Genomic DNA, 12614 nt, shown 5'->3' with positions numbered 1-12614 from the left:
GCCACCGCCATCACGAGTAACGACGGCGAGTTCGCCGTCGGCCGGGGCCGGGTCGTGTCCTGCGCGGGCCGCCCGGGGCGGCTCGCGCCGAGATCAGCTGGTGGCGCCCTTCAGCGCCTCCGAGAGCGCGGCGGCCTCGTCGGGCGACAGCTCGACGACCAGGCGCCCGCCACCTTCCAGCGGCACCCGCATGACCAGGCCGCGCCCTTCCTTGGTGACCTCGAGGGGACCTTCACCCGTGCGCGGCTTCATGGCCGCCATGCGTGCCTCCTTCGCCAGCCGCACGCCTGCCTCTTCTGACAGGCGTGCGGTGTCCGATGCTGTGAGCTCCGGGACAATGATCCCGCATGCGTGCGTTCCGTCCAACACCAGGCCCGTCAGGGTGACGTCGCGTCGCGTTCCGGCGGGGAAGCCCGGAAGCAGCCGACGACGTGGTCGTCGACCATCCCGGTCGCCTGCATGAGCGCGTAGGCCGTCGTCGGACCGACGAAGACGAAGCCGCGCCGCTTGAGCTCCCTGGCCATGGCGACCGACTCGGGGCTCGTCGCCGGGACGTCGGCGAGCGTCGCCGGGCGGGCGCGCGGGCCCTGGGGCGCGAAGGACCACAGCAGCTGCGACAGCCCCTCGGGCAGCTGCTGGGCCGCCCGCGCGTTGCCGATCGCCGCGTCGACCTTGGCCCGGTTGCGGACGATGCCCGCGTCGGCCAGGAGCCGGGCCCGGTCGTCGTCGGTGAACGCGGCCACCACGTCGATCTCGAATCCCGCGAACGCCGCCCGGAACGCCGGCCGCTTCCGCAGGATGGTGATCCAGGACAGCCCCGACTGGAACGCCTCGAGGCAGAGCCGCTCGAACAGGGCGTCGTCGCCGTGCAGCGGCACCCCCCACTCCTCGTCGTGGTAGGCGACGTACTCGGGGGCGCTCGTGGCCCAGGCGCAGCGCAGCACGCCCCGGACGCTAGCGCCGGCCACCGACGTCCCGGCCGGTCGCCGTGGTCGGCCCCCCGCCAATAGCGTCCCGGCTCGTGCGCGTCCTCGTCACCGGCGGTGCCGGCATCAACGGACCGGCCGTCGTCCCCCCTTCCGGGACGCCGGCCACGAGGTGCGCGTGCTCGACGACCTGCTGCCCGCCGTCCACCCCGACCACCCCGACGGCGCCCCCGTCCCGAGGGGGTGGAACTGCTGGTCGCAGACCTGCGCGACGCGGCGGCGGTCGACCGCGCGCTCGAGGGCGTCGACGCGGCGGTGGCCGTTCCTGGTGCCGGGGTCCGCGGCCGTCGGCTGGGGCGTGGTCGGACTGCTCGGCGCCGGCGACCGGGTGCCGCGCCCGGCCTGGGGGCTGTGGTTCGTCGGCGGCGCGCCGCTGCACGACGTCGTCATCGCGCCGTTCCTCGTCCTCGGAGGCTTCCCGCTCAACCGGTTCCTCCCCCGGCCGACCCGCGCGCCGATGGCCGTGACCCTGGTGTTCGCGCTGGACCCGGGGCCGTGCGGGAGCCGGGTTCCCTGCCGCAGGACGACCACGGCCGCAACCTGCTGCTCGTCGTGGCCGAGGTCCTCGCGGCCGCCGCGGGATGGGCGGTCGTGCGCACCCGCCGGGCCCGCCGCCGCTGACCGGTCAGCGGGCGGAGGCGTCCACCGCCGCGACGCTCGGCTCGGGCCTCGCAGCGCTGCGCCGGGTCGCCAGCACGCACCCGACCAGCACCAGGGGCAGCCCGAGGGCGAGTCCCAGGGTGAACGGCTCGTCGAGGAGCAGCACGCCCAGCAGCACCGCGACGACCGGGTTCACGAAGGTGATCACCAGCGCCCGCTGCGGCCCCACCTCGCGGATCAGGGCGAAGAACAGCGCCAGCGCCACCGCGGTGCAGAGCACCCCGAGGGCGAGCAGGGAGAGCCGCGCCTCCGCCGACGCCGCCGTCACCGCGGCCAGCCGCGGGACGGCGAACGGCGCGTAGACCGCCGCGGTCACGACCAGCGCGACGGAGCTCGCCGCCACGCCCGGCACCTCGGGCAGGGCCCGGCTGACCACGAGCGGCGCCGTCGCGTAGCCCAGGACCACCAGCCCGACGGCGGCGATCGGCAGCAGCTGCGCGCCCTCCAGGTCCAGGCCGAGCAGCACGGCGATGCCGACGACGCCGACGCCCATGCCCAGCAGGCGCACGGGGGTGAGCCGCTCCTCCTCACCCGCGAGCCGGGCGGCCAGCGCGGCCACGAACGGCACGCCGGCCACCAGCAGCCCGGTGAGGGAGCTCGACAGCGTCTGCTCCGCGTAGGAGAGCAGCAACCAGGGCCCGGTCATCTCGAGCGCGGTGAACAGCAGCAGCGCCTTCCAGTGCCGCAGCGCGGGGCGCAGCTGCCCGCGCGCCACCGTCCAGGGGAGCAGCAGCGCGGCGCCGACGACGCAGCGGGCGAACACGACCGCAACCGGCGGCACCTCCCCGACGGCCACCTTGATGAGCAGGTACGGCACACCCCAGATCACCGACATGGCCAGGAACAGCAGCCAGCCCCGCCGGCTCACGCCCCCGCCGTCCCCTCGCGCACGGCCACATCCTCACCGATGCCCGGCGCCGTCCTGCAGCAGGTCAGCGGGCTCGGGCGAACGCGGCGAAGCGCCTCAAGGACCAGCGGATACCCAGCAGCGCGAACGGCCTGACGACCACCCACCCGACCCGGCCGACCACGCCGAGGGGCAGGTCGAGCCGTTCGATCCAGACGAAGGTGCTCTGCTCCCCGCGCGGCTCGATCTCGAAGATGCCCGGGCCGCGCACCAACCGCCCGGTGTGCAGCACCTCCACCCGGCGCGGGGGGTCCCACGCGGTGATGACCATCGTGTCGAGAAACCCCAGCCGGGGCCGGCCCGGCACGGGCAACCCGGTGCGGGCAGCCAGCCGGCCCCCGACGCCCTGCGCGGGCCCGCCGACGGTCTCGACGTCGGTCGCGAGCATCCACTCGCCCTGCCGCGTCCAGTCGGTGAGCGCGGCCCACACCCGCTCGGGCGGTGCCGCCACCTCCACCCGCTCCACCAGCTCAGGCACCCTCCGCCCCCTCCCGGTCGGCCGGCGCCTCCTGCCGGCTCCGTGCGGCCAGCTCGGCGCGGAGCGCAGCGATCTCCGCGTCCCGCTCGTCCAGCGTGTGCGCCAGCTGGTCGAGCAGCCAGTCCACCTCGACCATGCGGTAGCCGCGGGCGGTCACCGCGATCCGCAGCCGCCGGATGTCGTCGGCCACCACCGGCCGGTCGTCGGGCAGCTCGACCGGCGACCGGTCGGGGTCGGCCGGCGGCTGCGTCTCGCCGCGGCCGAGCAGCAGCGAGGCCACGAGGAACAGCGCACCGCCGACCAGCAGCACGGCGACCACGAACAGGACGAAGGAGAGCACCTCAGGCGTCCGACGGGCCGGTCGCCGCGGCGCGCATCCCCCCGCCGTTGTCGCCCGCCGCCCGCGCCTTCTCGGCCTCCTGGACGACCGCCACGATCTCGTCGACGTCGTCGGTGCAGTGCAGCAGGTCCACGTCGCCGGGGCTGATGGCGCCGTGGCCGGCCATCGTCGTCTGCACCCAGTCGATCAGGCCGCCCCAGTACTCCGTGCCGTAGAGGATCACCGGGAAGCGGGTGACCTTGCGGGTCTGGACGAGCGTGAGCGCCTCGAACAGCTCGTCGAGGGTGCCGAAGCCGCCGGGGAGGATCACGAAGGCCTGCGCGTACTTCACGAACATGGTCTTGCGCACGAAGAAGTAGCGGAAAGAGATGCCGACGTCGACCCACTCGTTGAGCTCCTGCTCGAACGGCAGCTCGATGCCCAGCCCGACCGAGAGGCCGCCGGCCTCCGAGGCACCGCGGTTGGCCGCCTCCATCGCACCCGGCCCGCCGCCGGTGATCACGGCGTACCCGGCGCGGGACAGGGCGGCGCCGATCTCCACGCCCGCGGCGTAGTGCGGGTGGTCACGCGGGGTGCGGGCGCTGCCGAACACGCTGACGGCGCGGGGCAGCTCGGCGAGCAGGCCGAAGCCCTCCACGAACTCGCTCTGGATGCGCAGCACGCGCCACGGGTCGGTGTGGACCCAGTCGGTGGGGCCGCGCCGGTCCAGCAGCCGCTGGTCGGTCGTGCTGCCCTGGGCCTGCGGGTCCGGCTCGCCGCCGCGCAGCATGATCGGCCCGCGGTGGCGGGTCGGGCGCGGGCGCCGGCCCTCCGGCGGTGGGGTGGCGGTCATGCGGTCCTCCCGGAGAGGTAGGCGGTGAGGGCGTCGACGGCGGGCTGCAGCCGGTCCACCAGGACGTGCTCCTCGCGGGTGTGGGCCAGCTGCGGGTCGCCCGGTCCGTAGTTGATCGCAGGGATGCCGAAGGCGGCGAACCGGGCGACGTCGGTCCAGCCCAGCTTGGCCCGGGCCGGGCGGCCGACGGCGGCGATGAAGGCGGCGGCAGCCGGCTCGGCGAGCCCGGGCAGCGCTCCCCCGGCGTTGTCGACGACGGTGAGCGTCGCACCGGCCGCGATCGCGTCGGCGAACACCTCGCGCACGTGCGCCTCGGCGGCGTCCTCGTCGCGGTCGGGCGCGTAGCGGAAGTTGACGGTGAGCGCGGCTTCGTCGGGGATCACGTTGCCCGCGACCCCGCCGGAGATGCCCACGGCGTTCAGCCCTTCGCGGTAGGTGCAGCCGTCGATCTCGACCTCCCGGGGCCGGTAGGCGGCCAGCGCGGCCAGCGCCCCGGCCAACCCGTGGACGGCGTTCACCCCCAGCCAGCTGCGCGCGCTGTGCGCCCGGCGGCCGGTCGTCTCCAGCACCGCGCGCAGCGTGCCCTGGCAGCCGGCCTCGATCTCGCCGTCCGTCGGCTCCAGCAGGATCGCGAGGTCGCCGTAGAGCCAGCCGCGCCGCTCCCGGGCCACCCGGCCGAGCCCGTTCTTCACGGCCTCGACCTCCTCGTTGTCGTAGAAGACGAACGTGAGGTCGTGCGCCGGCTCCGCGCCGGGGACACCGAAGACCGCGGCCAGCCGCAGCATCACCGCGTCGCCGGCCTTCATGTCGCTGGTGCCACAGCCGTAGAGGCGACCGGTGGCCTCGTCGAGCCGGCTGGGCACGTTGCCGGCGATCGGCACCGTGTCCAGGTGCCCCGCGAGGACGACCCGGGTGGGCCGGTCGAGGTTGGTGCGGGCGAGCACCGCGTCGCCCACCCGCTCCACCTCCAGCCCGCCCAGCGCCCGCAGCGCCGCCTCCACCGCGTCGGCCAGCGCCGTCTCGCTGCCCGAGACCGAGGGCGCGTCGACCAGGGCGCGGGTCAGCGCGAGGACGTCGGCGGACAGGTCGAGCTGCGGCAGGGTGCTCACGGCTGCCGAGCTTAGTGAGAGGACCTGGCTGCCCCCCGGAACTCGCTGACGCTCGCCCCGGGCCCCTGCAGCCAGGCCGTTCCAGCACCTCACCACCCCCCCCCGGAACTCGCTGACGCTCGCCCCGGGCCCCCGCAGCCAGGCCGTTCCAGCACCTCACCACCGGCCCGCTCCGCCGCGCAACGGTCTGGGTAGCGTTCCCGGCGTGACTGACGCAGCGCCCGCCCCCGTCTCCGCCGTCGCCGCCGGTCTGGCGACCATCACCGCCTCGGGCACCGTGCTGGACACCTGGTACCCCGAGCCCCGGCTGGGTGCGCCCGCCGGCGAGGCCTCGCGGAGCACCCGCCTGGGCGCGCTGGAGCTCTCCGGCGAGCTCGGTCCCGACTACGGCGGTCTGGTGCGCCGCGACGAGGCCCGCGGCGTCGAGGTCATCGCCGTCCGCACCGTCATCGCCGACCTCGCCCAGCCGCCGGTGGACACCCACGACGTCTGGCTGCGGCTGCACCTGCTCTCGCACCGGCTGATCAAGCCGCACGGGGCGGACATGACCGGTGTGTTCGGCCTGCTCACCAACGTGGCTTGGACCAGCGCCGGGCCGGTCGAGGCAGCCACCTTCAACGCCCACCGGCTGCGGGCGGCCGTGGGCCACGTGACCGTCTTCGGCGTCGACAAGTTCCCCCGGATGGTGGACTACGTCATCCCCTCCGGCGTGCGCATCGCCGACGCCGACCGGGTGCGCCTGGGCGCCCACCTGGCCGAGGGGACGACGGTCATGCACGAGGGCTTCGTCAACTTCAACGCCGGCACGCTGGGACCCAGCATGGTCGAGGGCCGGATCAGCGCGGGCGTGGTCGTCGGGGCCGACAGCGACATCGGCGGCGGCGCCTCGATCATGGGCACCCTCTCCGGCGGCGGCACGCAGGTGATCTCCATCGGCAGCGGCTGCCTGCTGGGCGCCAACGCCGGCATCGGCATCTCGCTGGGCAACGGCTGCGTCGTCGAGGCGGGGTGCTACGTCACCGCCGGCTCGCGGGTCACGCTGCCCGACGGCTCCTCGGTCAAGGCCAAGGAGCTCTCCGGCCGCGACGGCCTCCTCTTCCGGCGCAACAGCGTCAGCGGTGCCCTCGAGGCGCTCCCCCGCGACGGCGACTGGGGTGCCCTCAACGCCGAGCTCCACGCGAACTGACGAGGCACAGGAGGCTCCATCTGCGTCCTCCCGGCCCGGGACGCAGGTAGAGCCTCCTGTGCCTCCCTGCCTCAGGGCACGTCGGCCGTGGCATCCGCGGGGACGTCGAGGTGCTCGAGCAGGGCCACCACGAACTCCTGCGGCCGTTCGACGTGAGGGGAGTGCCCGACCCCGGGCAGCACCACCTCGCGGTAGGTGCCCCCGGCCGCGGCGTACCGCTCCAGCACCGCGCGGGTCTGGGCGACCATCGGCTGCGGCGGGCAGACCGCCTCCCCCGGCCAGCCCGGCACCGCCCCCAGCTGCCCCAGGTACGCCAGGTCGAACACGGAGGTGTCCGACACGATCGCGTCGGCGTCCCCGCGGATCCACAGCACCGGCGGCTTCTCGGCCAGCACGTCGATGCCCGACACGTCCATGACCGTCGGCGCCATCGTGTTCAGCACCCCGCGCTGACCCGGTGCCACCCCCGGCCAGGTGGGGCTCGGCGCGGAGTCCCCCGGGTAGTGGTCGGCGCCGGTGCGGGTGGAGAGCATCGAGGCGACGAAGACGTCCTCCACGGCGGGGTCCAGCGGCAGCGACCCGGGCGCCACGTAGAAGGCCCGCAGGATCGAGCGCGGGCTGGTCGGGCTGCCGTCACCCGTGTCGCCGGCCGCCAGCGCGGCGACGAACTCGGGGTTGGCCGCACCACCCCCGGAGCCGGCACCGTCCTCGGCGAGACGGCGTCCCTCCGGCCCGGCGGTGCCACCGAAGCCGTACGGGGAGACCGGGGCCACCAGCGCCACCGAGGCGATCCGCGCCGGCGCGTCGAGCAGGAGCTGGAGGACGACGGCCGCGCCCATGCTCCAGCCGACCAGGTGGACCCGCTCGACGCCGAGGGTGTCCAGCAGCGCCGCGACGTCGTCGGCCCAGTCGCGCACACCCCGGCGCGCGTCGACGGGCAGCGGATCGGTGTCGCCGTAGCCGCGCAGGTCCACGGCCAGCGGCCGTACCCGCGCCCCCTCCGAGAGGGTCAGCAGCGGCTGCTGCCAGAAGAGCGCCGAGCTGACGTTGCCGTGCACGAGCAGCACGATCTCGCCGCCGGCGGTCAGCTCGCCGGGGTCCACGGTGGACGGGTGCAGGACGTTCTGGGTGAGTCGCGGGGTGGGCACCCGCGTGGCGGTGATCCCGGGCAGCAGTACGTCGGCCATGGCTCCTCCTCGGCGGCGGGCACACGCTATCGGCCCGAGCCGCCGCGAGGTGGCCGTTCCACCGCCATCTGGCACGGCGCGGGGTGGCCGCGTCCAGGGAACCGTCAGGTCCGGCACCTACAGTCGGCAGGCGATGCCGACCGTCCGACCCGTGACCCACGGCGCCGCTGCCTCGGCGCGCAGGACGACCCGCCGCCCGGCGAACCGGCGCCGCCCCGCCTCGGGAGCCACCCGGCGCCGGCGTCGGAAGCGCGGACCGGGCGTGCTGGGCTGGTGGCCGGCGCTGCTGGTGGGCGCCGCCCTCTTCGCCGCGGTGGCCTGGCGGGCCGACATCACCGTCGAACTCCCCACCTCGGGCAGCTGCACCCTGCCCGGCTCGTCGGTGACCCTCTCCGCCGAGCAGGTGCAGAACGCAGCGACCATCGCGCAGGTGGGCCGCGACCGCGGGCTGCCGGACCGGGCCGTGGTCATCGCGCTGGCGACCGCGATGCAGGAGTCGACCCTGCGCAACCTCGACTACGGCGACCGGGACTCCCTCGGCCTGTTCCAGCAACGCCCCTCGCAGGGCTGGGGAACCCCCGAGCAGGTGCAGGACCCGGTCTACGCGGCCGGCCAGTTCTACGACCACCTCGTGCAGATCCCCGGCTGGGAGACCGGCCGGCTCACCGAGGTCGCCCAGGCCGTGCAGCGCTCCGGCTTCCCGGAGCTGTACCAGCAGCACGAGGCGATGGCGGTCGACCTCACCGCGGCGCTGCGTCCGGGCGACGGCGAGCTGCCCTGCGCGTGACCCGAGCCGGCGGAAGGTGCCCACGACCAGCGCCGGTCGGCGGCGCCCACGCACCCGTCATGGCTCTCCGCGTCTCGACGTTCACCGTGCGCCGACCGTCGATCCCCCGACCGGGTAACCAGGACATTTCTCCAGCTCGCGCGGCTGCTACCCCGGGGACGAGCCCCTAGTCTCAGATCGTGACAGCCACGGGGGCTCGTCCAGCGGCCGCCGCCGGGTGGACCGCCGTTGCAGCGGCCGCTGCCACGGCGGCAGTGGTGGCGCTGCCGTCGATGAGCTTCGCGTACCAGGCTCCGGCCCTCCGCGCGGTTCTGGAGACCCTCAACGCGGTGGTCGCGCTCCTAACCGCCCTCCTGGTCTACGGGCGGTTCCGGGACGGTCGCCGTGTCCAGGACCTGCTCATCGTGCTGGCACTGTGCACCGTCGCCGTGGCGAACCTGGTGCTCACCGCGCTGCCCGGCGCGGTGGCCCTGGCGCGGGAGGACCACTTCTCGCGGTGGGAGGCACTGGCCATCCGCCTGCTCGGGACCGTCGTGCTGACCGCAGCAGCGCTGGTCCCGGTCGCCCGGCACGCGACCCGCAGGATGTCCCTGGCGACAACGGCGGGCATCGCGTCGGTCGTTCTCGCCCTCACCGCCGCGGGCGTCGCGCTGGGCGAGGCGCTACCCCCGATGGTCGACCCCCAGACGGCGCTCGCCGACGCCAGCAGGCCCCGCCTGGTCGCCCACCCCGCCGTCCTCGCGGTGCAGGGCCTGGGTGCGGGGCTGTACGCCTTGGCGGCGGTCGCTTTCACGCGGCAGAGCGCGCGCACCGGCGACCAGATGCTCCGGTGGATAGGTGCCGGCTGCGTGCTGGCCGCCTTCGCCCGGGTGCACTACCTGCTCTTCCCGTCTCTCTACTCCGACTTCGTCCACACCGGCGACTTCCTCCGGTTGGGCTTCTACCTTCTCCTGCTCGTGGGCGCGGTGGGTGAGATCCGTTCGTACTGGCAGCTCCGCGTGCACACAGCGGTTCTCGAGGACCGACGTCGCATGGCGCGCGACCTGCACGACGGACTGGCTCAGGAGCTGACCTACATCTCCACGCAGGCCCGCCGGCTGGCCACGCGGCCGGACCGTGCGACGGCCGAGCTCATCGGCGCTGCCGCAGCGCGTGCGGTTGACGAGGCACGACAGGCCATCAGTGCGCTGACCGCGTCGCCCGACGACCCCTTCTCGGTAGCCCTACAGCGGCTCGCCGACGACATGTCCCACCGGTACGACGTGAAGGTCATCACCCAGCTCGGCTCCGTGGCGGACGTGGATGGGACGCGCGCCGAGGCCCTGCTGCGCATCACTGCCGAGGCGGTGCGCAACGCGGTGCGGCACGGGGCCGCGCAGCGGGTCGAGATCCGGCTGACCCCCGATCCGACGTGCCTGGCGATCATCGACGACGGACGCGGCTTCGACCCGACCACCGGCCGGCCGGGAGGGTTCGGCCTCACGAGCATGCGGCAGCGGGCCGAGGCGTTGGGTGCGGCGCTCCGGATCGACTCCGCTCCAGGGGAGGGCACCACCGTGCAGGTGAGCTGGCCATGAGCGACGTGCTGCAGGTCCTGCTGGCCGACGACCACGCACCGACGAGGGCGGTCGTCCGCGAAGCGCTGGAGGAACAAGGCTTCGAGGTCGTCGCCGACGTGGACAGCGCACCCACCGCGGTCGCGAAGGCGCGCGAGCTGCGCCCGGACGTGTGCCTGTTGGACATCCACATGCCCGGTGGTGGCATTGCCGCCGCGGCCGAGATCAACTCCACCCTTCCTGGCACGACGGTGGTCATGCTGACGGCGTCGCAGGACGACCGCGACCTCTTCAACGCGTTGCGGGCCGGCGCCTCGGCCTACCTGGTCAAGGGCATGGACCCCGAACGCATCGGCCCGGCACTGCGCTCCGCGCTGGCCGGCGAGACGACCTTGCCCCGCTGGCTGGTGCAGCAGGTCATGGCGGAGTTCCAGCCGCCGGCCCGGCGCCGGCTGTTCCTGCCCAACCGTTCCAAGCACATCGAACTGACCGAGCGGGAGGCAGAGATCCTCGACCTGATGGCCGAGGGACTGTCGACCGAGGAGATGTCCAAGAAGCTGTTCGTGGCGCCCGTCACCGTGCGGTCGCACGTCGCCGCCGTGCTCAAGAAGCTGCAGGTGAAGGACCGGCAGTCCGCGGTGCAGCTCTCGCGGCAGGGGTCGAACCGTCCGGAGAACCGCTTCAGCCGGTAGCGACGACCGGGCCGGAGGCGCTTCCCCGCCCGGATCAGCTGCTCAGCGCAGACGGAAGCCGGGCCCGGGGATCGCTCCCCGGGCCCGGCCCTGTACCGGCGTGTGCGGGCCGGCCCGCTCAGATCACTTGCGGAGGTCGAACGCTGCCTTGACCGGAGCGGCGAAGCTCGGGTCGCTCACCGAGACGGTGTACGTCCCCTGGGTCAGGGCGGCGTTGGTGAACTGGCTCAGCTTGGTCGACAGGTTGTAGATGTACTGGCTCCCGTCCCAGCGCATCAGCTTGCCGTTGGTGGCGACCTCGGTGATGACCGCCTCGTTGACCGCGACGTCGGGCGTCGTGTCACCCTGCACCAGGTTCACAGCAGGGGTGAGGTTGCCGACCGCAGCGCCATCGCAGCCGGTCACGGTGATCTTGACCGGGATGGTGCTGCCGGCCTTGAAGCCGCTGCGGGAGCCGGTGCTGTTGATCGGCTGCATGATCGCGCTGGCGGTGTTGTAGGCGCGGACACCCGAGACCGTCTCGCTGTCCGAGCCGCTGTCGTCGTCGGTCACGGTGATGGTGGCGTCGTAGCTGCCGGCAGCGGGGAACGCCCGGGCGAGCTGCGTGCTGCCGTCAGACCACAGGACCGAGGTGGTGTGCGTGTCGGCCGAGCCGGCGTCGGTGTAGGTCGCCCCGAGGGTGACAGCGCAGTTGTTGACGCGGGTCTGCGTGACGCTGGTGATCACGGGGGCGGCGTTGCCCGCCGAGTATCCGAAGTCGTCCGTCGCGCTGGCGTGCTCGCCGTCCGCCGCGGTGACGGTGACGGTCCCCGGCGCCACGTCGTCGTCCGTGACGAGGCTCCACGACCAGGTGCCGTCGCCGTTGTCGGTGAACGTGCCGGGCGTGCCGGCCGGGACCGAGAGCGTCAGACTCGCGTTGCCGTCGCGGTCGGTGAAGGATCCGCTGGCCTGGAGCGTCTGGCCCTCCGTGCCGTTGGCGTCACCGGCGGCGGTACCGATCGCCGGGGCGTACGAGTTCGAGTCGCAGGCGTTGCCGAGCGCGTCCCCGTCGGCGTCGGCCTGGTCGGCGTTCGAGACGCTGATGCAGTTGTCCGAAGCATCGGGGATCCCGTCACCGTCGGCGTCCGGCGCCGGAGGAGGCGGCGGTGGCGGTGTCACGGTCGGGTTGTCGACGTGCACGTTGATGAAGTCCTGCCGGAACGTCGAGTCGAACAGTTGCGTCGTCGTCCGCCCCTGGACCTTGACCTGCACAGCCACGTCCTGGAGACCACCGGTGGCGACACCGGTGATCTTGGCGTGCTCGCCGTCCGGAGCGTCGCCGGCGAGGACGAGGTTGACGCTGTGCTCGCTCGTGCAGTCGGTCACGGTCACGGATGCCGGGTTCGTGGTCGCCCACGACTTGTCCGACGTCAGATCGATGCGAACCGGAGCGGTGGCGGTGGCGTTGCAGCCGGGGACGTCGTCCTGCGCCTCGCCCTGGGCGTCAGCCAGCAGCTTGACCGTGAACGCGACGGTCGAGCCGGCGTCATCGGTGATGGAGGTCGGCGCCATGTCGACCGTGTCGGCGAAGGCGGCTGACGGCATCGCGATCAGGCCGGCGGTCGCCAGAGCCACTGTCGCGGTTCTCCTGCGGAGCATGGGATCCCTCTTCCTGCATCGGATGGTCCGTGGTGGTGCGCTGTGGAAAAGGTTGCGACCGCAGCGGACCGAGGCACCAGAGGGCGAGGCGTTGACATCCCTCAACGCCCGTCGCGGCACGCGGACGCCGAGGCGGGGATACCGCCCAGGAATCACCCGGTGACCCTCTGACCTGCGGTTTCCCCCGGAGCGTCTCCCCGCGCCATCGTCACCGGGCATCGTGCTGGGGCGTTGAGATCCCTCAACGCCCCAGCAC

Annotated in this window: 14 protein-coding genes; 5 read left to right on the top strand and 9 right to left on the bottom strand. The window is 73.8% G+C overall.

What is annotated here, in order from left to right; genetic code table 11:
* Positions 1-93 precede the first annotated feature (93 nt).
* Both ACI79W_RS09405 and ACI79W_RS09400 read right to left on the bottom strand, forming a co-directional pair.
* Positions 94-261, bottom strand: a complete 168-nt coding sequence (locus ACI79W_RS09405; protein ID WP_012947303.1) for a DUF3117 domain-containing protein — start codon at positions 259-261, stop codon at positions 94-96.
* A gap of 116 nt (positions 262-377) precedes the next feature.
* Positions 378-944, bottom strand: coding sequence for a DNA-3-methyladenine glycosylase I (locus ACI79W_RS09400; RefSeq protein ID WP_456561812.1), 567 nt, complete (start codon positions 942-944; stop codon positions 378-380).
* A 537-nt stretch (positions 945-1481) separates the two neighbouring features.
* Between ACI79W_RS09400 and ACI79W_RS09395 the strand changes: the two genes are divergently transcribed.
* The gene (locus ACI79W_RS09395) at positions 1482-1607 is read left to right on the top strand and encodes a hypothetical protein (protein ID WP_456561811.1); all 126 of its coding nucleotides are present in this window, start codon (positions 1482-1484) and stop codon (positions 1605-1607) included.
* A 4-nt stretch (positions 1608-1611) separates the two neighbouring features.
* On the opposite strand, the gene ACI79W_RS09390 is transcribed toward ACI79W_RS09395, so the two are convergent.
* From ACI79W_RS09390 to dapE, 5 genes are all read right to left on the bottom strand, one after another.
* Positions 1612-2514 (bottom strand): DMT family transporter, encoded by a 903-nt coding sequence (locus tag ACI79W_RS09390; protein ID WP_456561810.1) that lies wholly within the window; start codon positions 2512-2514, stop codon positions 1612-1614.
* Positions 2515-2578: 64 nt separating this feature from the next.
* Positions 2579-3031, bottom strand: a complete 453-nt coding sequence (locus tag ACI79W_RS09385) for an SRPBCC family protein (protein WP_456561809.1) — start codon at positions 3029-3031, stop codon at positions 2579-2581.
* Positions 3024-3371 (bottom strand): DivIVA domain-containing protein, encoded by a 348-nt coding sequence (locus tag ACI79W_RS09380; protein WP_456561808.1) that lies wholly within the window; start codon positions 3369-3371, stop codon positions 3024-3026. The genes ACI79W_RS09385 and ACI79W_RS09380 overlap by 8 nt, the downstream gene beginning before the upstream one ends.
* Position 3372: 1 nt before the next feature.
* Positions 3373-4203, bottom strand: coding sequence for an LOG family protein (locus ACI79W_RS09375; RefSeq protein WP_456561807.1), 831 nt, complete (start codon positions 4201-4203; stop codon positions 3373-3375).
* The gene (dapE, locus tag ACI79W_RS09370; protein WP_456561806.1) at positions 4200-5312 is read right to left on the bottom strand and encodes a succinyl-diaminopimelate desuccinylase; all 1113 of its coding nucleotides are present in this window, start codon (positions 5310-5312) and stop codon (positions 4200-4202) included. The genes ACI79W_RS09375 and dapE overlap by 4 nt, the downstream gene beginning before the upstream one ends.
* Before the next feature lie 205 nt (positions 5313-5517).
* Here dapE and dapD point away from each other — a divergent pair, with 205 nt between their 5' ends.
* On the top strand, positions 5518-6498 hold the full coding sequence (gene dapD / locus ACI79W_RS09365; protein WP_456561805.1) for a 2,3,4,5-tetrahydropyridine-2,6-dicarboxylate N-succinyltransferase: 981 nt from the start codon (positions 5518-5520) through the stop codon (positions 6496-6498).
* Between the two features lie 71 nt (positions 6499-6569).
* Here the strand turns inward: dapD and ACI79W_RS09360 are convergent, their stop codons facing one another.
* Positions 6570-7685 carry an alpha/beta fold hydrolase gene (locus tag ACI79W_RS09360; RefSeq protein WP_456561804.1) on the bottom strand — a complete coding sequence of 372 codons (1116 nt, stop codon included), beginning with the start codon at positions 7683-7685 and terminating at the stop codon, positions 6570-6572.
* A gap of 262 nt (positions 7686-7947) precedes the next feature.
* Between ACI79W_RS09360 and ACI79W_RS09355 the strand changes: the two genes are divergently transcribed.
* From ACI79W_RS09355 to ACI79W_RS09345, 3 genes are all read left to right on the top strand, one after another.
* The gene (locus ACI79W_RS09355; protein ID WP_456561803.1) at positions 7948-8472 is read left to right on the top strand and encodes a hypothetical protein; all 525 of its coding nucleotides are present in this window, start codon (positions 7948-7950) and stop codon (positions 8470-8472) included.
* A 272-nt stretch (positions 8473-8744) separates the two neighbouring features.
* Complete coding sequence (locus tag ACI79W_RS09350; protein WP_456561802.1) at positions 8745-10049, top strand: sensor histidine kinase; 1305 nt, start codon at positions 8745-8747, stop codon at positions 10047-10049.
* Positions 10046-10720 carry a response regulator gene (locus ACI79W_RS09345; RefSeq protein ID WP_456561801.1) on the top strand — a complete coding sequence of 225 codons (675 nt, stop codon included), beginning with the start codon at positions 10046-10048 and terminating at the stop codon, positions 10718-10720. The genes ACI79W_RS09350 and ACI79W_RS09345 overlap by 4 nt, the downstream gene beginning before the upstream one ends.
* A gap of 123 nt (positions 10721-10843) precedes the next feature.
* Here the strand turns inward: ACI79W_RS09345 and ACI79W_RS09340 are convergent, their stop codons facing one another.
* Complete coding sequence (locus ACI79W_RS09340; protein WP_456561800.1) at positions 10844-12334, bottom strand: PxKF domain-containing protein; 1491 nt, start codon at positions 12332-12334, stop codon at positions 10844-10846.
* Positions 12335-12614 lie beyond the last annotated feature (280 nt).

This window comes from Blastococcus sp. SYSU DS0533, assembly GCF_054050775.1.
The sequence above is the reverse complement of the archived record's forward strand: the minus strand, read 5'-3'. Positions and strand labels throughout refer to the sequence as shown.